This is a genomic window from Dietzia cercidiphylli (assembly GCF_039531545.1).
Lineage (GTDB): Bacteria > Actinomycetota > Actinomycetes > Mycobacteriales > Mycobacteriaceae > Dietzia > Dietzia natronolimnaea.
In genome coordinates, this window is sequence record NZ_BAAAQG010000012.1 from 81,626 (window position 1) to 102,522 (window position 20,897).

The 20,897-nt window shown below is 72.2% G+C and carries 21 protein-coding genes; 8 read left to right on the forward strand and 13 right to left on the reverse strand.

Going from position 1 to position 20,897, the window contains the following annotated elements; translation table 11 throughout:
• The 4 genes from ABD250_RS12685 to ABD250_RS12700 form a co-directional block, all read right to left on the reverse strand.
• Positions 1-1,769, reverse strand: a 1,769-nt coding sequence (locus tag ABD250_RS12685) for an AMP-binding protein (RefSeq protein ID WP_344392713.1), incomplete at its 3' end; no start/stop codon positions are given.
• A gap of 101 nt (positions 1,770-1,870) precedes the next feature.
• Positions 1,871-2,503 (reverse strand): histidine phosphatase family protein, encoded by a 633-nt coding sequence (locus ABD250_RS12690; protein ID WP_344392598.1) that lies wholly within the window; start codon positions 2,501-2,503, stop codon positions 1,871-1,873.
• Complete coding sequence (gene pheA / locus ABD250_RS12695; RefSeq protein WP_344392600.1) at positions 2,500-3,462, reverse strand: prephenate dehydratase; 963 nt, start codon at positions 3,460-3,462, stop codon at positions 2,500-2,502. Before pheA ends, ABD250_RS12690 begins: the two co-directional genes overlap by 4 nt.
• Positions 3,463-3,482: 20 nt before the next feature.
• Positions 3,483-4,022, reverse strand: coding sequence for a hypothetical protein (locus ABD250_RS12700; RefSeq protein WP_344392602.1), 540 nt, complete (start codon positions 4,020-4,022; stop codon positions 3,483-3,485).
• Between the two features lie 41 nt (positions 4,023-4,063).
• On the opposite strand from ABD250_RS12700, the gene ABD250_RS12705 reads away from it, so the two are divergent.
• The 3 genes from ABD250_RS12705 (at position 4,064) to ABD250_RS12715 (ending at position 7,143) form a co-directional block, all read left to right on the forward strand.
• Positions 4,064-4,744, forward strand: coding sequence for a hypothetical protein (locus tag ABD250_RS12705; protein WP_179524217.1), 681 nt, complete (start codon positions 4,064-4,066; stop codon positions 4,742-4,744).
• A 35-nt stretch (positions 4,745-4,779) separates the two neighbouring features.
• Entirely contained in the window at positions 4,780-5,592 is an 813-nt protein-coding gene (locus ABD250_RS12710) for a CPBP family intramembrane glutamic endopeptidase (protein WP_344392716.1), read from the forward strand.
• Positions 5,593-5,700: 108 nt separating this feature from the next.
• Entirely contained in the window at positions 5,701-7,143 is a 1,443-nt protein-coding gene (locus ABD250_RS12715; protein WP_344392605.1) for an LCP family glycopolymer transferase, read from the forward strand.
• Positions 7,144-7,174: 31 nt separating this feature from the next.
• Here the strand turns inward: ABD250_RS12715 and ABD250_RS12720 are convergent, their stop codons facing one another.
• The 5 genes from ABD250_RS12720 to ABD250_RS12740 form a co-directional block, all read right to left on the reverse strand.
• The gene (locus ABD250_RS12720) at positions 7,175-8,113 is read right to left on the reverse strand and encodes a DUF8176 domain-containing protein (protein ID WP_344392606.1); all 939 of its coding nucleotides are present in this window, start codon (positions 8,111-8,113) and stop codon (positions 7,175-7,177) included.
• A 99-nt stretch (positions 8,114-8,212) separates the two neighbouring features.
• A complete protein-coding gene (locus tag ABD250_RS12725) occupies positions 8,213-9,121 on the reverse strand; it encodes a DUF5926 family protein (protein ID WP_182617326.1) in 909 nt (302 codons plus the stop codon).
• 100 nt (positions 9,122-9,221) lie between these two features.
• The gene (locus ABD250_RS12730; protein ID WP_182639950.1) at positions 9,222-10,034 is read right to left on the reverse strand and encodes a glycerophosphodiester phosphodiesterase family protein; all 813 of its coding nucleotides are present in this window, start codon (positions 10,032-10,034) and stop codon (positions 9,222-9,224) included.
• A 3-nt stretch (positions 10,035-10,037) separates the two neighbouring features.
• Complete coding sequence (locus ABD250_RS12735; protein ID WP_344392608.1) at positions 10,038-10,880, reverse strand: DUF4328 domain-containing protein; 843 nt, start codon at positions 10,878-10,880, stop codon at positions 10,038-10,040.
• A gap of 108 nt (positions 10,881-10,988) precedes the next feature.
• A complete protein-coding gene (locus ABD250_RS12740) occupies positions 10,989-12,833 on the reverse strand; it encodes a pyruvate kinase (protein WP_344392609.1) in 1,845 nt (614 codons plus the stop codon).
• A 270-nt stretch (positions 12,834-13,103) separates the two neighbouring features.
• On the opposite strand from ABD250_RS12740, the gene ABD250_RS12745 reads away from it, so the two are divergent.
• Positions 13,104-13,307: a cold-shock protein gene (locus ABD250_RS12745; RefSeq protein ID WP_007629661.1), complete on the forward strand. Its 204-nt coding sequence runs from the start codon at positions 13,104-13,106 to the stop codon at positions 13,305-13,307.
• 351 nt (positions 13,308-13,658) lie between these two features.
• Here ABD250_RS12745 and msrA read toward each other — a convergent pair whose 3' ends face one another.
• Positions 13,659-14,336 (reverse strand): peptide-methionine (S)-S-oxide reductase MsrA, encoded by a 678-nt coding sequence (msrA, locus tag ABD250_RS12750; protein ID WP_182658253.1) that lies wholly within the window; start codon positions 14,334-14,336, stop codon positions 13,659-13,661.
• A gap of 104 nt (positions 14,337-14,440) precedes the next feature.
• Here msrA and ABD250_RS12755 point away from each other — a divergent pair, with 104 nt between their 5' ends.
• On the forward strand, positions 14,441-14,614 hold the full coding sequence (locus ABD250_RS12755) for a hypothetical protein (protein ID WP_182611188.1): 174 nt from the start codon (positions 14,441-14,443) through the stop codon (positions 14,612-14,614).
• Positions 14,615-14,629: 15 nt separating this feature from the next.
• Here ABD250_RS12755 and ABD250_RS12760 read toward each other — a convergent pair whose 3' ends face one another.
• Entirely contained in the window at positions 14,630-15,070 is a 441-nt protein-coding gene (locus ABD250_RS12760; protein ID WP_259848389.1) for an NUDIX hydrolase, read from the reverse strand.
• A 160-nt stretch (positions 15,071-15,230) separates the two neighbouring features.
• Between ABD250_RS12760 and ABD250_RS12765 the strand changes: the two genes are divergently transcribed.
• The 3 genes from ABD250_RS12765 to ABD250_RS12775 all read left to right on the forward strand — a co-directional run bounded on the left by ABD250_RS12765 (position 15,231) and on the right by ABD250_RS12775 (position 18,952).
• Complete coding sequence (locus ABD250_RS12765; RefSeq protein ID WP_031265000.1) at positions 15,231-15,833, forward strand: superoxide dismutase; 603 nt, start codon at positions 15,231-15,233, stop codon at positions 15,831-15,833.
• A 201-nt stretch (positions 15,834-16,034) separates the two neighbouring features.
• A complete protein-coding gene (locus tag ABD250_RS12770) occupies positions 16,035-18,107 on the forward strand; it encodes a neutral/alkaline non-lysosomal ceramidase N-terminal domain-containing protein (protein ID WP_344392620.1) in 2,073 nt (690 codons plus the stop codon).
• A gap of 77 nt (positions 18,108-18,184) precedes the next feature.
• Positions 18,185-18,952: an SDR family NAD(P)-dependent oxidoreductase gene (locus ABD250_RS12775; RefSeq protein ID WP_119193494.1), complete on the forward strand. Its 768-nt coding sequence runs from the start codon at positions 18,185-18,187 to the stop codon at positions 18,950-18,952.
• 118 nt (positions 18,953-19,070) lie between these two features.
• On the opposite strand, the gene ABD250_RS12780 is transcribed toward ABD250_RS12775, so the two are convergent.
• Entirely contained in the window at positions 19,071-19,799 is a 729-nt protein-coding gene (locus ABD250_RS12780) for a hypothetical protein (RefSeq protein ID WP_344392625.1), read from the reverse strand.
• Between the two features lie 446 nt (positions 19,800-20,245).
• The gene (locus ABD250_RS12785) at positions 20,246-20,797 is read right to left on the reverse strand and encodes a hypothetical protein (protein WP_182659552.1); all 552 of its coding nucleotides are present in this window, start codon (positions 20,795-20,797) and stop codon (positions 20,246-20,248) included.
• Positions 20,798-20,897: the final 100 nt, after the last annotated feature.

Sequence of the window (20,897 nt, forward strand, 5' to 3'; positions counted from 1 at the left end):
ACCAGCCCTGCGCCGAGGTCTCCGGGCAGGTCGCGGTCCGCGCCGCCGCCGAGGACGAGCGCCCGCGCCCCGGCGTCGGTGACCCTGGCGGCGTGCTCCGGGTCGACGACCACCTCGGACACGGAACTGAGCGTCAACAGTTCGGCCAGATCCCGGGACGGGGGCAACGCCACGGCCACGGCGCCGAGACGCGACAGCGCGGCGATCGCGACCAGCGCCGAGGGCCGGGTCTCCATGAGCACACCGATGTGGTCGCCCTGGCGCACCCCGACCTCGATCATCCCCCTCACCACGTTCGTGATCCGGGCGTCGACGGCCGAGTACGTGTGGACGCGGTCGGAGAACAGGAAGCACGCGTCATCAGGCTGCGTCCGCGCACGCTCGGCCATGATCTTGGCGAACGAGATGCGTGTCCCCGTCTGGATCTGCCCCAGTCGCACCAGGCGCGGCGCGGCGTGCAGCGCCTCGTATCCCAGGGCCCGCGTCGTCCGCAGAGTGCCCACGGCGAGGTGGCCGGCACCGCGCACCACACCGACCCCCACCCCGGCGATCTGCGTCGCCCCTTCCGTCGCGAGCATCACCGCCGTGCCCGGAGACGGGTCACCACCGGAGTCGGGCCCGACCTCGACGATGCCCTTCGGACGATCTCCGGTGCCTTCTCTCCAGTCGATCCAGTCGGCGACGGCAGGCCATGTCAGCGAGGAGGCGGTCGAGCCGACGACGAGTCCGAAATGCCCGGCGCGGACCGGGAACTCGAAGACGTCCGCGCCGGGGGCGACGGCCGCGATCTTCCGGACGCCCGCCGGGACGCCGATCTCGTCGACTTCCCCGAGCACCGCGAGGACGGGACAGGTGATGTCGGCCAGGGACACGACGTGATCTCCGACGACGAAGCCGCCGACCATCATCCGATTCTGGATGATCACCTGGTGGAGCACGTCGACGATCGCCGGTCCGGACCACGCGACGAATCCCTCGCCGCCGAGAAAGCGGCGCTGCCGCTCGTGTCCGATCAGCGCCTCGCGGTCGTGGAGTTGACGCAGGAAACCCACCTGCGCACGCGCGGTCTTGATCGGGTCGAGCAGACGGAACCCGGCTGAGGCCATCCACCCGGGGAGCGAGCGGTCGCTGAAGACGTGGTCGGCGACGAAGCGGGCGACGTTCACGATCAGGTCCTCGGGTACGCCGAGCGGGGCGTTACCGCGGACGTCGACGGGCGCGCCGAACGTCACGACGCTCTCGAGGTCGCGCGAGCGCCGGTATGCCGCGGCCTGATAGCAGAACATGCCACCCTGGCTGTACCCGGCGAGATGCACCGAGCGACCCGTGGCCGCGGTGACGAGGTCGACGGCGTCGCTCACGGCGACCACGTGGTCGGTGAGGGTGCGTTCGAGTCCGCCGTCCTCGAGGTCCGGGGAGCCGAAGTCGATCACCCAGGGATCCATGCCGGCCGCGTGCAGCGCGGCCACCGCGCTCGTCGACGGGGAGACGTCCCAGACGTCGGCGGAGATCATCATGGGGGGCACGAGCACGATCGGCGGGCGCGGTCTCTCTTCCGCATCACCGCCGACACGTCCGTGCTCCGCGACCCCCGCCACCGGCGCGTAGTAGCGGCGCAGCCGGAACATCGGCCGACGGGTGGCGATCTCGAACGGCGAGAACTCCTCGTCAGTCTGGAGACCGCCGAAACGCAGGACCTCAATCGCGTTGACGACGTACGACGTCGCGGTCTTGAGGGCGACGGCGAGGATGTCGGGGCTGAGGGTCATGGTGGGTCTGACACTAGGGCGCGACTTCTGGTCGGAGTGGTCAGTTCACGAACAGAGGGGAGGACGGGGCGCGAAAGGTGGTCGGCCCGGCGCACCGCCGGTCAGAACGGCGGGCGTCCGAGGTGGTCGCCCCACCGCTCACAGGACCACCCACCGCGGTCCGGCGCCAACTCGATGACCCCGCAGTTGGGGATCCGGTTGACCAGCGCCCACTGTGAGGGGACGGCGCCGGCGAACACCGCGATCATCCGCATGAGGGTGCCGTGCACCACCAGCACCACGTCGATACCGTTGTCGAGGTGGCTCTCGCGGAGCTCCGTCACCAACGGCATCGCGCGTTCCTGCACGTCCAGCGCGCTCTCTCCCCCCGGCAGGCACGAGGAGAGGTCACCGTGCTCCAGCCAGTCCCGCACGAGCCGGTTGTACGCCAGCAGCGCCTCGGTGCCGGTCCTCATCTCGTACTGTCCGGCCTGTACCTCGTACACCCCCGGCACGGCCCGGGTGGGCAGTTCTGTCGCGTCGGCGATCAGGCCGGCGGTCTCGCGGGCGCGCGCCGCCTCGGAACTGAGGATCACGCTCGGCGAGATGCCGGAGGCGGCGAGCTCGGCGCCCACCGTCCGCGCCTGGTCCCGCCCGAGGTCGGTGAGGGGGGCGCCGGGCAGGGCGGTGTCGAGGGCACCGGCGACGTTGGACGGGGTCTGACCGTGCCGGACCAGGTGCAGCCGCGCGCTCACCGGTCGCCGGTCCCGCGCTCGCCGGTCCCGTGCTCATCGACCCCGCGCCGGAGACCGTCGATCCAGTCGAGCGCCCCGGATCGGTCGGGGGGCGCGGAGCCGGCGCCGACACCGTCGGCGACGGGCCACGATCCGAGGAAGCGGAGGTCGGCGGTCCGATGGTGCAGTGCCGCCAACGCCTCGGCCACCACGGGGTCGTCGATGTGCCCGACGAGGTCGACGTGGAAGAGGTAGGTGAACCGCTCGACGCGGGTGGGTCGGGAACCGATCCGGGTGAGGTCGATGTCGCGGATCGACAGCTCCGTGAGGGCCTGGACCAGTGAGTTCGGCTCGTGGGGAAGCCCGAAGACCACGCAGGTCCGATCGTGTCCGGTGCGCCCGAGTGGAGGCCCCGGGCGGCCCACCAGGACGAACCGGGTGCGCGCCCCACCCACGTCGGCCACGTTCTCCGCGAGCGGGACGAGGCCGTTGATCTCCCCCGCTCGCGCGGGCGCGGCGGTGGCGTCGGCGTCACCCGCCGCCACCTGCTCGGCCCCGGCCGCGGTGGAGGTGGTGGTCTCGATGTGGGCCCGCGGCAGGTTCACGCCGACCCAGCGGCGCACCTGCGCGGCGGCGATCGGATGGGTCCGCAGGACCCGGACCTCGTCGGCGGCGGTGCCGGGCCGGACGAGGATGGAGAAGACCACGTCCAGCTCCGTCTCGGCGAAGATCTGCAACCGCCGCCCCGCGGCGAGCGCGTCGCCGGTGGGGTTGACGGTGCCGTCGACCGAGTTCTCGAACGGTACGCACGCGTAGTCGGCCGCACCGTCCCTGACCATCGCCAACGCCTCGTCCGGTGTGCCGGCCGGGACGGCCTCGGCGCCGGCGAGCAGCGCCGAGGTGTGCGCGGCCGCGCGGAGACGGTGCAGCGCGGCATCGGTGAACGTCCCGGGCGGGCCCAGGTAGGCGACGGTGACCACGACGACAAGACTAGCCAGCGTCAGCGGCGCCGAGCGGACGCGAGGTCCGCGGAGACCTCGTGCAGGGAGCCCTCCGGCACCAGGACGCACGTCACGACGTCCCGGATCGCCTCCCGCGCGGACCTCGACAGGGCGACGAGCGCAGCCGGGTCGGGGGCGGAGAGTGCGGACCGGACGTCTCCGCCCGTCATCGCCGCGACCGCGCCCGCGAGCAGGGCCCACACCTGACCGGCATCCGTGCACCGGGGGATCAGGCCCGACCCGAAGCCGACGCCGGAGTGGGCGGCCAGCGCCAACAGATCGACCAGCCGGTCGGCCGCGGGCCCCTGCCCACCCAGACCCGGCGCGACGTCGATCACGGCCGCGGTGTCGGCCGCCAACACCGCGGCGACGGCGTCGGGCACGGGGAGACCGGGGTCGGGTTCCGCGGGCACCTCGACCGGGTCCGGAACCGACCACCGGGACAGCGTGGTCGCGAGACCCGACGCGGTCACCACGAGATCCTCGAGGAGATCGGGCCGGGAGGGACCGCGGCTGAGCAGTTCGAGTGAGACCGTCATGATCACAGGTCTACACCGCGGCGTTGCTAGTCTCTCCCCCGATGGGTTCCGACGACTCCCCCGCCCCCGATCACGCCCCCGCCCCGGACGACGCCCCCGACGCTTCTCACCTGACCCCGGAGGAGAAGCGCGGGCCGCGCACGATCCACGTGGCCCTGGCGATGCTGGCGGCCCTCCTGATCGTGGCGGTGGCGACGAATCCCGCAGCGGTCCTGCCCCGGGACTCCACGCTGCACGGTGCCCACCACCTGGACGAGGAGTCGGGGCTGGAGATCGCCGTCCCCATCGGGTGGCAGATCGTCGGTCGACCGGAGATCGGTTCCATCCAGATGGTGCCGGTGGGCTCCGGCCACGCACTCGACACCCGGATCCTCGCCGGTGTGCTCGAACCCGGGATCGCCGCCGCCGCGATCGCCGACGACCAGGGTGCCGCCACCGCGCTGGCGGAGATCATCCAGCTCTACCTCATGGGGGTCTCGGGGACCCGGGACGAACTGCGCGTCACCGACGTCCGCAACGAGGCCGGCGAGGGTGTGGCGGTCTCCTACGTCCTGGTCCCCCACGACCCCGAGGAGGCCACCGCCGGTGGGCTGGTCTACGCGGCCGTGTTCGGGTCCGAGGGACGGCGGTGGTGGGTGGCGTACGTGACGACGGCCCAGCAATCGACCCCCGGTCCCCGCTGGATGGACCGGATCGTCGGCGACGTGCGGTTGCCCGGGTGACCGGCCGGGGGCACCGCGTCCCCGCGGCGGGCCGCGTGGGTCGGGCGCTCTCCCCGCGGGAGGCGTTCCGGTGCTACGCCTCCGGGTTCGACCCGGTGACCGACCCCCGCACCCGCCGGCTGCTGACGGTCGAGGTCGTCGTCGTCCTCCTGGTGACCTTCGGCCTGGCCGGCCTCTACTCGGTCCTCGACCTCACCTCGGCGCTCCTCGCCCCGGAACCCCTGGCGGGCCAGACCGCCACCCTCAACCCCTCGCGGTCCACCCACGAGTGGCTCGACGCCGCCTACCAGGTGCTCGGGGTGCTGCGGCTGATGGCGTGGTCGGTGCTGCCGCTGGTCCTGCTCGCCCACACCGGGATCGGGCCGAGGGCGGTCGGGCTCGTGCGCGATCGGGCCGGCCGACAGATCGCCTGGGGGTTCGGCCTGGCCGCCGTGATCGGGATCCCCGGTCTCGCCTTCTACCTGGGTGCGGTGGCGGCGGGAGTCAACCTGCAGGTGGCGGCCTCCGGGCTCACGGAGACGTGGTGGCGCCCGGCCGTCCTGGTCCTGGCCGCCGTGGGCAACGGCGCCGCCGAGGAGATCCTGGTGGTGGGGTACCTGCTCGTGCGCCTGCGCCAACTCGGTGTCCCGCCCGTGGTCGCGCTGGCCGGCACAGCGCTGCTGAGGGGGTCCTACCACCTCTACCAGGGCTTCGGCGGGGGGCTGGGCAACCTCGCGATGGGGATCGTGTTCGCCCTGTGGTGGATGCGGACCCGTCGACTGTGGCCGCTCATCCTGGCGCACACCCTCCTGGACGTGGTCGCCTTCGTGGGCTACGCGCTGCTCGCGCCACACGTGACGTGGCTCTGACGCTCCGCGCCCGCCGCCCTTCCGCGCCTCCCCTCCGACTCGGGCGACCTCTCCGACGCCGTGGTGCGGGACGCCGACCGGACCGGTGGCCAAGTAGAGTCCGGTCCCATGACCGACGACTCCAGGCGCCGGCACCTCACCCCTGAGGAAGCCGCCGAGCTCCGGCGCCGGGCGCGTGAGCGCCGCGGGTACGCCGACCCCGGCGTACCGCGCGAGTCCGCACCGCGCCGAGAGCCGGGTCGTGACCCCCGCCGCGACCCGCGCGGCACGCCGGATCCTCGTCGTGCGTCCGGTCGCGAACCGCGGCGCCCGGTGGAACCCGGTCGCGATCGGGCCGCCGCCCCCGGCGGGTACCAACCCCGCCAGGAGCCCGAGCCCCTCTCCCCCGAGGAGCGGGCCCGGTACGCGGGACGGGCGGGAGCGGGCCGCGACCCCCGTCGTGACCCGAGCCGCGACCCGTCCCGGGCACGATCCGGCGTGCGGGACCCCCGCCGGCAACCGGTCGACCCGCGCGATCCCCGGTCCGCCCGACGGCCGTCGCGGGCGGGGTACGGGTCCACACGCGATCGCCGCTCCCGCAGGGCACCCGGTAGACGGCGCCTCGGCCCGATGCGGATCCTGGGTCTGGTGCTCGTGGTGATCCTGACACTGGGCGTGGTGAGCGTCCTGTGGGCGGACTCCAGGCTCCAGCGGATCGACGCGCTGCCCGACTACCCCGGCCGGGGCGGCAACACCCCGGGCAGCATCACCCTCCTGGTGGGGACCGACTCCCGCGAGGGACTCACCCCGGAGCAACAGGCCCAGCTGTCCACCGGGTCGGAGTCCGATGCCGGCGGCAAACGCACGGACACCATGATGCTGGTCTACACCCCGCGGGACAGCGGCCGGACCATGCTCATCTCCCTCCCGCGGGACCTGCTGGTCGACATCCCGGACTACGGACAGAACAAGCTCAACGCCGCCTACACCTTCGGCGGTCCGGCGCTGCTGACCCGCACGCTCGAGCAGCAGACCGGGATGCGGATCGACCACTACGCGGAGATCGGGTTCGGCGGCTTCTCCGGGATCGTCGACGCGGTCGGTGGCGTGGACATCTGCATCGACGAGCCGATCAACGACCCGCTCGCCGGCCTCGACCTGGCCGCCGGCTGCCAGACCCTGGCGGGGCCGCAGGCCCTCGGCTTCGTCCGCACCCGCTACGGGTTCGCCGAGCAGGACCTCCAGCGGGTCCGCAACCAGCGGCAGTTCCTCGGCGCGCTCATGAGCGAGACCATGTCCCCGGGCAACCTGCTCAACCCGTTCACCGCGGTGTCACTGGTCGACGCGGCCTCGGAGGCCGTCACGGTCGACTCCGGGGACCACATCTGGAACCTCGCGTCGGTGATGTGGAAGCTCAGGGGCGATCCGCTCACCGTGACCGCCCCCTACGACGGCATGGCCTCCGGTTCCGTGGGCTCGTACCTCGTGTGGGGCCCGAGCACCACGGGGTTCTTCGACGCGGTCGCCTCGGGCCGCACCCCGGCCCAGGAGTACCTCGACCCCGGCCCCTGAGCCCGCCCCCCGGCTCACGGGTACCGGCTGGTCATCCCGCGGGCGTGATCGAGACGATCCCCCAGGTGCCGTCGGGGTTCTCCGCCACCCGCACACGCTGCCGGATCACCACCGGCTCCGCATCGGGCGGGGACTCGGTGAGGCTCACCTCGAGGAGCGTGGGCGACAGCTCCCGCGCGTCCACACAGTGGGTGGTGCCCTCGGGCACCCGGTCCACCCCCTCGACGCGCAGCCGGTCCGGCGTCATCCGGCTCGACGGCGAGACCGCCTCGAACGCCTTCTCGGCCGAGCGCTCGACGTAGTAGGCGTGATCGAAGGCCAACACGGTCCCCAACGGCGAGTCCAGCGACCCCGGGCCGTCGCCCACCACGTGGCCGGGTTCGGAGACCGGGGCGCAGTCCGCCGCCTCCTCACCGGTCGGGGAGAGAGCCCCGCGGGTGAGGAGGAATCCGATCACCGCCGAGCCGGCCAGGACCGCCACCCCGGCCGCCGCGAACACCGCGACCCGGCGTGCGCGACCGCCGTGGCCCGGGGACGCGGTGGGTCCGGTCCCCGCGCCCACGGGTCGCTCGGTGACCGGCCGGTCCGCCCCGAGGGGCAGGGAGGACAGGTCCCGCGACCGACGCCCGCCGCTCCCCGCGTCGGGCCGGGTGGTGGGCTCTCGGGCCGGCTCGTCGGCCGGCCCTCCCCGACCCAACCTGATGCGGTTCGGGGTGATCTCCCGCGAGGGGCCCTGCGGTCCGGCGCCTGCACGCCGCGGGACCTCGTCGCCGCGTCCGTCTCCCGATGTCGATGACCGCGCCGGGTCCGACGCCGCGGCCGGGGCTGTCGCGGCCGGGGCCGACTCCGAGGCTGCGGCAGCGGCAGCGGCCTCCTGTCCGGGCGTCGGCCCGGTCCGTAGCCACGGGGGAACGGTCACCTCGGAGGGCGCCGCCTCGTCGTCGTCGCCCCGTCTCGGTCGGTCGGCCACGCCGGCCACACCCCCTCCGCCACACGTCCGGCCGGCGACCCGGTGGTCGCCCGAGGGGATACTAGAGGCCCGTGGGCCCCGTCGGGGGCCGGTGCCGGGTCAGCGCAGGGTGACCTGACGTGCCCTCAGGCCGTCGCGCGACGCGCGCTCGTCGGAGCTGAGCGGACCGTCCTTCGCCAGGGCCTCGCCCAGTCGCGCGTCGAGCTCCAGCAGTCCCGGCGCCCACTCCTGATGGTGCATCTCCGGGTCCAGGTCGAACACCGGCACGAGCAGCCCGTGGGTACGGAACGACCCGGCGAACCGGGACCCCTCGCCCAGGTGGAGGCCGCCGGCGGAGTGCACGCGCGCGAGTGCCTCGAACAGCGCATCCTCGTCCTCCGGGCGCACCCAGCGGACGTGGGCCTTCTCGCCCGCGTCGACCCACCAGGCCGCCTCGATGCCGTCGGCCGCGACCCGGGCGGAGGGCATCATGACCTCGTTGGCGTTCTTGATGGCCTGGGCGATCTCCGGCCTGACCTGGGCGCCCTCGGCGAGCCACCAGGAGAAGTCGCCGTGCACCGCGATCTCGAGCGGGGCGTCGGCGACCACGACGTCCTCCAACGCCGGGGTGGACTCGTCCGGGTGGGAGGACGTCAGGGTCTCCCCTCCCCCGGCACGCGAGGCCCAGTCCACCGCGTAGGCCAGGTCGGCCGCCGGATCGGGTCCGTGGACCTGCACCTGGAGACCCACCATGGCCTCACCGCCCAGCTCGTCGTCGCGCACCAGGCCGGCGATGGCCCCCGGCAGGACGGTCGCCAGGATGATCTCCCGCTTCTCGGCGGTGGTGGTGAGTCGCGCGGTCGCCGACGGCACGAACTCGCGCATCGCGACCATGTCGCACTCACCGGCGAACCCGGCGAACGGCCGGGGTTCCGTGCTCAGTTCCTCACGCTCGGCCGCGCGAGCGGCGATCTTGGCCTGGCGGTTGCCGCCGGACTTGGGCTCATTATGGCGCTGACGTCTACCCACGGGCACCACGATACGGTGCGCCCGCGCGGCCCGCCCCCGGACATCGCACTCTGGTGCCGTCATCGCACGGGGGCCCAGGATCGGGCCGGGCGTGGCGGGGTCAGTCGCGACGCGTGGGCCCGTCCAGGACGCCCCGGGCCCGTGTCGGGACGTTGGTGGCCACCCACTCCACGCCCAGGTCGCGGCACAGGAGCATGTCCGCCGGGTCGTCGACGGTCCAGCAGTAGGTCCCCATCCCCCGCGACCTCCAGTACTCGACCAACCACGGCCGCGCCCGGAGCGCGCCGATGCTCGGGCCCATCAACTGGGCGCCGAACCCCTCGGCCGGCCACGACTTGAGGACGTTGCCGCGCTCGCGGAGCTGCACGGTCGGCACCTGCGGGGCCAGTTGCCTGAACCGTCGCACCGCCATCACGGAGAAGCTCATCATGAGCGCGCGGGACTCGGCGTGCGAGGCGGGCCGGTCCAGACCGAAGTACCTCAGCTCGTCCCGGAGCGCGACCTCGACGCGGCCGCCGGTGGGCACCGGGTGCTTGGTCTCCAGGAACAGCTTCACGTGCGGGTACGCCTCGGCCATCACCAGGAGACTGCGCAGCGTGAGGAGTGGTTCGGGCCGGCGGTGCACCGGATGCCAGGAGCCCAGGTCGAGGGCGGACAGCTCGTCCAGGGTGCTGGAGTGGACCCAGACGTCGCGGTCCGCCACGCGCGCGGTCCGGGGATCGTGCAGGAGCACCGGGACACCGTCGGAGGTGAGCCGCACATCCACCTCGAGCGCCTCTGCGCCCTGCTCGAGGGCCTTCTCGTAGGCGACGAGCGTGAGTTCGGGGAACTCGGCCGAGGCCCCTCTGTGGGCGACGACCCCGCTCCCGGTGGACACCGTGGACCGCAGATGTGTGGTCGCGGGGACCGTCACGTCTCACTCCTCTCGAGCCGGGGACGTCTCCACGATGCCCCGCGGGAGAAGCCGCCGGGTGAACCGCGGGGAAGGCTCATCGAAACTCCGCATGACGGTCCGGGTCTCACGCGCCGCCCACACCGCGGCGGCCGCCGCGAGCGCGGTGAGGAGAACCGTGTCCGCCGCGGCCTGCGAGCCCTCACCCGTGCCCCGCCACAGTGCGAGCGCGACCGCGATCCCGTTCACGGCGACGGCCACCCACCACCGGAGGAGTCCGGACCTGGTGGGCGCGCGGGGCGAGGCCAGGCGGAGTTCGGCGAGGTAGACGGGGATCCGGAACCAGTTGACGACGGGGAGGAGGCATCCCACCCAGAGCCCCGCCCGACTCCGCGGGTCCGGGGCGGGCGAGTACACGCGGCGACGGGTCTCGACGAGCCACGCGGTCGCCGCGACCGCCGCCGCCACCCCGACGGCGATCGCCACCACTCCCGCCACCCACACCAGCGCGGTGGTGGTGGCCTCCACCCACCACGGGGCGAGGCGCTCGACGTACCACGCGAGCACCGCGTACCGCAGTCCGTGGACCACGGCGGTCGCCGCGAACCACGTCCCGGCCACCCCGACGATCCCGGGTGCGGCCGCGGCCAGCCGTGGGCGCGCCGGCCGGACGGGGTGCTCGAGCCGACGAGGGATCGCGACCAGCGGGAGACCCCACCTCGGGGTCGCGGGGTAGGCCGGGGTCCGGTCCCCCCACGCCGGTCCCGAGCGGTACCTGGGTGCCGGAGGTCTCGTCCCCTCCACGGGCGGACGCCACGGCGGATGCGCGACCCAGCGCCACTGGCCGGTCCGCCGCGGTGAGGTCATGCCGACCATGCTGGCACAGCAGGTGCGGCGCGCGACCGCGGTGGTGGTGCCGGCGGTCGCGGCGTGGTGGTGCCGGCGGTCGCGGCGTGGCGGTGGGGCTGGCGGAGTTCAGTCCCAACTGTCGACGTGGCGCATCAACGGCAACGCCTTCCGCTGGATCCGGCCCATCCGCGAGTGGATCGCGTCGAGGGTCTCGATCGCCTCCGCCACGTAGGGCCCCTTGTTGAGCATCACGCACTCGGACCGCTGCGCCGAGCCCGCGTCGGAGATCTCCGCGCGCGACGGCATCCCGGTCTTCGCGAGCGACTCCAGCACCTGCGTCGCCAGTACGACCGGCACGCGGGCCGCCTGGCACATCAGCGTGATGTTGCGCGGGATCTCCGAGAGCGACTCGAAACCCATCTCGACGGCGAGGTCACCGCGCGCGATCATCACCCCGATCCGGTCGTGGCGCATGGCCTCCAGCACCAGGTCCGGCAGCGCGCGGTAGGCCTGCCTGGTCTCCACCTTGAGCAGCAACCCCAGCTCCCGCCCCGATGCCGCGCGCTCCGCCCGGAGCGCCTCCACCGCGTCGGTGACGTCCCCCCTCGTCCGCACGAAGGACAGCGCCACGACGTCCGCGTGCCGGGACGCGAAGCGCAGGCACTGCCGGTCCTCGTCGGTCAGTGCAGGGGTGTCCACCTCCAGCCCGGGGACGTTGATGCCCTTCTCCGACCCCAGCCATCGGCCGCCCTCGCGACAGCGCACCACCTCCAGCCGGGCCCAGGGCCCACCCTCCTGACCCGGCATCGAGGTCGCGACGACCTCCGCGGAGATGACTCCGTCGTCGAACAGGACGCGGTCCCCCACCGACAGGGCCTCCACGACCGCGGGGAGCGCGCACCCCAGTCGGATCTCCTCGCCGGACCGCGGCGGCTCCACCGGTTCCATGTCCACGGTGAGCAGGATCGGGTCCCCGCGGTGGACGCGGATCCGGCGCGGCACAGCGGGGATGCCGCGGACCCGGGTGTGCTCGAAGTCGCAGTCGATCAGCGTCCCGTCGCGCACCCACGCGTTGCGGTCGCCCTCCGCCAGCACGCCGTCGGCCCCCGCGGACACCACGGCGAACCGCCGCCTGAGCCGTCGTGCGTCGGGGACCTCGATCACGTCCCCCGGGGCCCGCGCCGCGAGCCACCGAGGGTCCACCCGGACGCACAGCGGGGGGTGGCCACGCGTCGGGGGCGGCGCGGGCGTGTCGTCCGGATCGGGACCCTGGCGGGTGAACCAGATCCGGGCGGGGTCGACCACCCCGCCCCCCGGGTCCCGGGTGACCCGCGCCCGGCCCACCGGCGCGCCGAGGGCCACGGGCCCCGTCCGCAGTTTCGGTCCGGCCAGGTCCATGGAGACGGGGATCCTCCTGCCGACGGCCCGCTCCGCCGCGCGGACCCCGTCGATCATCGCCTCCCACCGCGCCGGGTCGTCGTGGGCACAGTTGATCCGCGCCAGCCCCATGCCCCGCACGGCCAGGTCCAGGACCAGGCGGGGGTCGTCGGCGGCCGACGACGGCAACGTCACCATCACCCGCCCCGACCGGCCGGGGCGGGGAGTTCCCAACAGGGCGTCCGCGTGGGCCGCCAACGCCGCGTCGCCGGCGGCACGCGCCGCAGCCGTGGTGTGACGGTCGACGAAGCGCGTCGGGTCCTGCCCCCCGAGCGCGGCCAGAGCGGCACGGGCGGCCCGGAGTGCCGCCTCCACGTCGTCCTCGCAGCCGACGAGCGGGGACACGCCGGCGTCGAGCAGTCGGTCCTGCAGATCCCGGAGGTCGTGCCGGCGCAGGGTCGCGTAGTCGACGAGGTTCAGGGCGCCCCCACGGTGGGTCGGGTCCACCCGCTCCATGTCCCGTGCCCGTCCGGCACGGCCGGGGCCGAGGTCTCCCAGGAGGGAATCGAGTTCGCGGGTCAGGTCGGAGTACACCCGCCCAGTCTCGCCGTCGGAGGCCCGTCGGGACGCCCGGGAACCGAGGTGGAACGGCGAATTCACCTGCCGGACACCCCGTGGGGGTGACGGACCGGCTCTGAGACTGTAGGGTTCTGCTCAGTAGTTGAAAACGTACGTTGTATTTCTGTAGATCCACCGTTCTTGCGAGAGAACGATGCGGCACCGCAGGGAAACACACAGCACGCTCTCTGCTGCATCATCTGGTACTCCGACAAGCGGAGTACCGACTCTCGAAAGGACGCCAATATGGCTACCGGCACCGTGAAGTGGTTCAACGCCGACAAGGGCTTCGGCTTCATCGCCCCCGACGACGGCTCCGCCGACGTCTTCGCGCACTTCTCCGCCATCCAGGGCTCGGGCTACCGCTCGCTCGAGGAGAACCAGCAGGTCTCCTTCGACGTCGCGCAGGGCGCCAAGGGCCTGCAGGCGGAGAACATCACCCCGATGTGATCTGACGTCAGAGAGATCTGACGCCGCATCGACGTGAAGGGCCCGGCCCGGGAGAGATCCCGGCCGGGCCCTTCCGCATGTCCCGAGCACACACCCGCTGACGGGACCGCCTCCCCACCACAGGGTGTGTCTGCCATCCGCCCCTGCTCCCCGTCATCCGCGCGCGCGGATGCCATCCGCCCCTGGCCATGAACAGCGGCCCGCCCCACGGCTCACGCCGGAGTTCATGCCCGGGAGCGGATCGCGCCGAGGCGATCATCCGCGGGAGCGCCTGCCGCCGCCGAGGGGGCGAGCGGGGACGGCAGGGGCAGGCGCGGGGCGGAAAGGGCCGAGAAGGCCGGCCCCGGGACCTCAGATGGGGCAGGCCACGCCGCTACGGACGTGGCAGTCGTAACCGCCGGGGTTCTTGACCAGGTACTGCTGGTGATAGTCCTCGGCGTAGGCGAACTCGCCGGACCGGATCTCTCCGAGCATCCCGAACTCGGTGGTCAGGGGCCCGCGGCCGGCCGCGTCCAGTTCCTTCTCATAGGCGGCCCCCAGTCGACGGGCCGTCTCCAGTTGCGCGGTCGTGGTGGCGAACACCGCGGACCTGTACTGCGTCCCCATGTCGTTGCCCTGCCTCATGCCCTGGGTCGGGTCGTGCCACTCGAAGAACGTGGCGAGCAGTCGCTCGACCGGCAACACCTCGGGGTCGAACACCACCAGGACGGCCTCGGTGTGGCCCGTCGCCCCCGTACACGTCTCCTCGTAGGTGGGATTGGGTGTCCATCCGCCCGCGTAGCCGACGGCCGTGGTCCACACCCCCTCGAGCTGCCAGAGGATCTTCTCCGCACCCCAGAAGCAGCCCATCCCCAGCACCATGGTCTCGTACCCCTCGGGGAACGGCGGCACCATCGGGTTGCCGGTGACGATGTTGGTCGGCGCCACGGCGACCGGTTCGGATCTGCCCGGCAGAGCCGAGTCGGCGTCGATCACCTCGGTCGCCGTGCGCATCGTCGATTGTCTGATCGCGTCCTGTAGCCAGCCCATGGGGCCAGGGTAACCCCGCGGCGGCCGCGTGATCCGGACGTGATGTGACGAACACCATACTTCGCGATAGGGTGGGCCGCAGATCGACCAGTGGGGAGCTCGACGTGACCGCTTCAAAGCCCGCCGCACAGCAGCTGCACGACATTCTCGACCGCGGCTCGTCCCAGCCCTTCGAGGGGTCGGGGTGCAGTGAGCACGTCAGTCACCGGAACCTCGCCGTCAGCGTCCTCACCGCCGCCCTGCTGCTCCTCGCACTCATCGCGATCCTCGCCGTCTGATCGGCGGCCACCCCGTCACGCCAAGCCCTCGCGAGCGACCCTGACCAGTAGCGGAGCCCATGGCGCGCAACGGTCTTCCGGGAGTTGCGCGACGCCCCGGACCTCGGCGGACGTCAGCCAGCGGGCCTCGGCGATCTCCGCCCGGGGCTCCATGTCCTGTTCCGTCTCCGCGGCGAACACCTCGGAGACCAGCCTGAACCCGGGCTCGTTCGCCGTCGCGGTGTCGAACCGCCCGAGCGGGGTCAGGAGTTCCGGGGCGATCGTCAACCCCAGTTCCTCCCCGAGCTCGCGGACCGCGCAGGCCAGCGGGGACTCCCCCGGCTCCCACTTGCCTCCGGGGAGCATGAAGCGGTCCGTGCCCGTCTTGCGCACGGTCACCACGGCCCCGTCCGGCCGGGTCAGGACCACCGCGGAGACGGAGATGACGCGGACAGGGGTCGAACCGGAATGATCCACGCCTCCGATCATGGCAGGTCGGGCGGGTACCCACGGAGCCGCTGCGCCGGTGGCCGACACCGCCGGTGTGCGATCACTATGGTGGGAACCGGACGTCGTGACGGGCGCCATGGGCAGGTCCCACGCGCAGCCCGTCACCCAACTGAGAGGACTCACCACTATGGCCGAGTACGTTCTTCCCGACCTCGCCTACGACTACGGCGCGCTGGAGCCGCACATCTCCGCCGAGATCATGGAGCTCCACCACTCCAAGCACCACGCCACCTACGTCAAGGGCGCCAACGACGCGCTCGAGCAGCTCGCCGCCGCGCGCGAGGACGGCACCATCTCCACCAAGGCTCCGCTGCTCAGCAAGAACCTGGCCTTCCACCTCGGTGGCCACACCAACCACTCGGTGTTCTGGCAGAACATGTCGCCCGACGGGGGCGACAAGCCGGAGGGCGAGCTGGCCTCCGCGATCGACGCCGAGTTCGGTTCGTTCGACAAGTTCCAGGCCCACTTCAACGCCGCCGCCACCACCCTGCAGGGGTCCGGCTGGGCGGTCCTGGGCTGGGACCACATCGGACAGCGCCTGATCATCCAGCAGCTGACCGACCAGCAGGGCAACATCTCGATCAACATGACCCCGCTGCTCATGCTGGACATGTGGGAGCACGCCTTCTACCTCCAGTACAAGAACGTCAAGCCGGACTACGTCAAGGCCTGGTGGAACGTCGTGAACTGGGCGGACGTCGCCGAGCGCTACGCCGCCGCCAAGAGCTGACCACCCCCATACGACGAACGGGCCCCCGTGCAGCCGCGCGGGGGCCCGTCCTCGTTCACAGGGGTACCCGTCCTCGTCGCCCGGGTACCCGTCCTCGTCCACCCGGGGCCCTCCCCGGTCAAGCGTCCAGTTGGGTACTCTGACGTCCCATGAGGTGACCAAGGTCACCAGCCGCCCGAGCACCCTGGGAGCCCGATGCCGATGTCTCACCACGTCACCGACCGCCACGGAGCCGGTCATCGCGGCATCCGGCGCCGCACCGTCCTCGGTGGGGCCGCCGCCCTCGGCAGTGTGGTCGCACTGCACTCCGTCCTGCCCGCGGTCGCGCCCGCGCAGGCCACCCGGATGTACGTGGGGCGGGGCATCGGCGACATGACCGGGGAATCCCTCGGGGCCGGGATGAACGGGTATGCCGACACCGAGCAGCACTCCGTGGGTCTGCATCTGCGGCAGCGGGCCCGGGCGTTCGTCTTCGCCGACTCGCCGTCGTCACCCAGGTTCGTCCACGTGACCGCCGAGATCGGGCTGATCTTCCAGTCCATCCAACAGGAGGTCCTGCGACGCCTGTCCGCGGAGTTCGGCGACACCTATCACGAGGGGAACGTGGTCATCACGGCCACGCACACCCACGCCGCACCCGGCGGGACGTCCGGTCACCCGATGGTCGACCTGTCGATGCTCGGGTTCCGGCCCGTCACCTTCGACGCCAACTGCGCCGGGATCGTCGACGCCGTCAGAATGGCGCACCACGACCTCGCCCCGTCGAGCGTCGGGGTCACCACGGGCCACCTGTACGACGCGGGGGTCAACCGCTCCCGCGGCTCGTTCGACCGGGACACCGCCGACGAACGCGCGCACTTCCCCACCGGCATCGACCCCCGGTCACAGTCCCTGCAGATCACCAGGGGTGAACGGCTCGTCGGGGTGATCAACTGGTTCGCCTCGCACGCCACGTCCATGACCGCCGCCAACGCACTGTCCTCCTCGGACAACAAGGGGTACGCCGCCTGGTACTGGGAGCGCGAGGCCGCGGGCCAGGACTACCTGGCCGGCGGGACCCCGGCACTGGTGACCGCCTTCGCTCAGACCAACCCCGGTGACGTCAGCCCCAACCTCGACCTCGAACCCGGGCGGGGGCCGACGCCGGACGAGTGGCTCAACACCCGTATCAACGGCGAGCGGCAGTTCGCCGCCGCGCGCGACCAGGTGGGCCGGAACGTCCGCCCGCTCGGTGGCGGGATCGACGTCCGCCACCGCTGGGTCGACATGTCGGCGGTCGACGTGCGGCCGGAGTTCACCGGCGACGGCCGCACGCACCGGACCGCGGTGGCGGCCCTCGGCGCGGCGTTCGCCGCCGGCAGCCAGGAGGACGGCGGGGGCGCCGAGGAGCTGCCCTTCAACGAGGGTGACCGGGGCGGGAACCCGGAGGTCAGAGCCATCTCCGAGCTCGTGATCCCCGCCTGGCTACGAGAGGCGCACGGCGCCAAGGACGTGCTGCTTCCCGTCGGTCTTGTGCCGCACGCCATCCAACGCGTGTATCCGTTCCACCTCGTCCGGCTCGGCGGGCACTACCTGTTCAGCCTGGGTTTCGAGCCGACCGTCGTGGCGGGCCTGCGCCTGCGCCGCACCCTGGCGGCCGAACTCGCCGTCCCCGAGGACCACGTCACCGTCCAGGGGTACTCCAACGCCTACGGGCACTACGTCACCACCCCCGAGGAGTACTCGGCGCAGAATTATGAGGGCGGCGCGACGGCGTTCGGCCCGTGGACTCTGCCGGCGATCCAGCAGGTCGCCGCCGACCTCGCCCGCTCGATGCGGGCCGGGACCCCGCTGGACCCCGGCACCTCCGAGCGGGACCTCACCGGGCAGATCCCCGTCTCCCCGCTGGGCAACCCGCTCGTCGACACCCCCGCGCCGCTGCGGAACTTCGGCGACGTCCTGGACCCGCCGCTCGCGGAGTACCGCGTGGGCCAGCGCGTGCTGGTCCGGTTCTGCGGGACCCACCCCAACTCCGACCTGCGCCGCGGAGACACCTACCTCGCGATCGAGCGCCGGGAGGGCGACCGGTGGGTACGGGTCCACGACGACGGCGACTGGTCCACGATGATCGTGTTCGAGGGCCTGCTCACCGTGACGAACGCGCTCGTCACCTGGGACATCCCGCCCGGCACCCCGGCCGGCGCGTACCGCGTGGTGTACACGGCGTCGGGACGCGGGATCGACGGGCGCCCGTTCCCCGTTAGGGGGGAGAGCCCGGCCTTCGACGTGCGCTGACGACCGGTCTGGGACACTGGAGACGCTAATGCTTGCGCTTCCTAGTGCTTGCGTCGTCAACAGAAAGGACATCGCCCGTGGACATCAAGGGTGCTTCCGTCATCGTCACCGGTGCCGCCTCCGGCCTGGGCAACGCCACCGCGCGTTCGTTCGCCGAGAAGGGCGCGGTCGTGTTCGGCCTCGACCTCCAGCAGTCCATCGACAAGGCCGTCGAGCAGGGCATCGATGAGGGCATCACCCTCATCGCCGCCGACGTCACCAGCGAAGACGACGTCAAGGCCGCCATCGCCAAGGCCACCGAGGCCGCGCCGCTGCGCGTGGTGGTCAACTGCGCCGGCATCGCCCCGGCCGCACGCATCGTCTCCAAGAAGGGCGTGCACGCGCTCGACCTGTTCCAGACCTGCATCTCGGTGAACCTCGTGGGCACGTTCAACGTGCTGCGCCTGGCCGCCGAGGCCATGTCCACCCAGGACACCGTGGACGAGGACGGCCAGCGCGGCGTCATCATCAACACCGCCTCCGTCGCCGCCTACGAGGGCCAGGTCGGCCAGATCGCCTACGCCGCCTCGAAGGGTGGCGTGTACTCGATGGGCATCTGCGCCGCGCGCGACCTCGCGCAGTTCGGTATCCGCGTCAACACCATCGCCCCGGGCACCATCGAGACCCCGATGCTGAAGGGTCTGACCGAGGAGTTCCAGAAGTCTCTCGAGGCCGCGATCCCGTTCCCGTCGCGCCTCGGCCGCCCGTCCGACTACGCGCAGCTGGCGAACGCGATCGTCGAACAGGACTACCTCAACGGCGAGAGCTTCCGCATGGACGGCGCCCTGCGCATGGCGCCGCGCTAACAGCCTGCCCGGGGGCCGGACTCCGCTTCCGGCCCCCGGTTCGGTACGACTGAGGCCCGCCCCCTGCGACGGGGGCGGGCCTCAGTGCTGCGCCTGGATCAGTCGGCGTGAACCGGGGTCAGCCGCGGCCGTTGTCGATCGCGGGGCCGGGGGCCGGAGCCGGTGCCGGTGCGGCGGCGGGGGCCGGGGCCCACGGCAGCGGCGGCAGCGGGGGCAGGGCGATACCGGCGGCGGTGAGCGACGCGTGGATCTCTGGGAGGAAGTAGATGCCCGCACCGACAGCGGCGACCGAGCCGAGACCGAGGGTCACGGGGACGAGCGAGCCCGTGCCCGGCAGGGACCCGGCACCGAGGGACCCGCCGGGGAGCGACCCGGCCGTGCTCCCGACGGAGCCCTCGACCGAACCCAGGACCGTGGTAATCCCCTGGTCAATTCCGAGCGAGCCCGCGACGGGGGCATAGATCGGGGCCAGTGAGCCGGTGGTGGGCTCCCCGATGGACGCGGAACCCGTGGTGTCGACGGAGCCAGTGCCGGTAGCAGGGCTAAGGGAATTGACACCAGACGAGGCAATGGCCTCGGAAAGCGAACCCGCCAGCGAGCCAGTGGTCGGCTCGCCGATGAGGGACCCCTCGGTGTCGAGGGAGCCGTTACCGGTCGCGTCGACAGGCTGCAGCAGCGAACCCGAATCGGGGGAAAGGCCGTAGGCGGCTAGCGAACCCGTGCCACCCGAGCCCGTCGAATCCTCGCCTGAACCCAGTGACTGTGCGTTGGCGACACCAGTAGCGCCCGAGATGGCCAGAGCAGCGGCGGCGGCGACGGCAGCGGCCTTGCGGGGGGTGAACGTCATTGTGTCTCCTCGTGTGGAAAGTGCTCCCAGGCGCGGAGGCTCGTGGCCGGACCACCCCGGGGGGGGCTTGACGGTGTCGGAACAGTGTTACGCGGACCGGTCCCGACCGTACTCGCCACACTCTAACCGTCTTTTCAGGCATTGAACGGCGTGAACTTAATTAAAAATTAGTTAGGGTGTGTTCTCATAACCGCTTGGGCGGCAGATGCATGACCTGAAGTGACCATCGTCTATGGCGCGAGGATTTGCAGCGCTTGAGTCGCCCTGACGGAACTGAGGGCTACTACTGAGCTCAGGGCTACTACCGGAGGAGCGGGGAAAACCCAAGCCTCGGACTCGCCCCACGAACTGTTGCGAGCGCCGAGCGGGTCCCCCATCAATCTGAGGAGCGAGCCCCGCTCGGCGCGCGGTGGTGCCTGACTGACTAGGTGCCGACGATCAGGCGATCAGGCCCGGGGCAAAGGCGGGAGCGCTATGCCCGCGCCCGCCAACGCCTGCTCGATCTGCGGCGCGAAGTAGATGCCCGCACCGATGACGGCGGCGGAACCGCCGACGAGCAGCACCGGCCCGAGCGAACCGGATCCTCCGAGCGAATCCGTACCGCCATCGGAGCCGATGACGATCGCCGGACCCTCACCGGAGCCCAGTGCGCCGCCCACCGACGCCACGGCCGGCGTCAGCGACCCCGAGGTGGGCTCACCGAAGACGGAACCGGTGGTGTCCACCGACCCGGTACCCGGCGCGGGACTCACTGCGTCGGAACCCGTTGCCTCGTTGACCGAGCCCACGCCCTGCGACACGACCGGGGCGAGGCTGCCGAAAGTCGGCTCGCCGAGCAGCGCGGAGCCCGAGGTGTCGATCAGTCCGGGGTCGACGACCCCCGTTTCCTCCTCGGCCGAGCCGAGGGCGGAGGACTGAGCGTGCGCCAGCCCCACTCCACCGGACAGGGCGAGCGCGGAGACGCCAAGGGCCGCGGCGGCGCGGATGTGCCTCGTCATAAGTCAGTATTCCTTTCTGGAGAAACGCCGACACTTCGGCGATACTTAACAATTCTTATCATTCCGCCGTGAACACCCCGCGCGACCACCGGGAGAATGC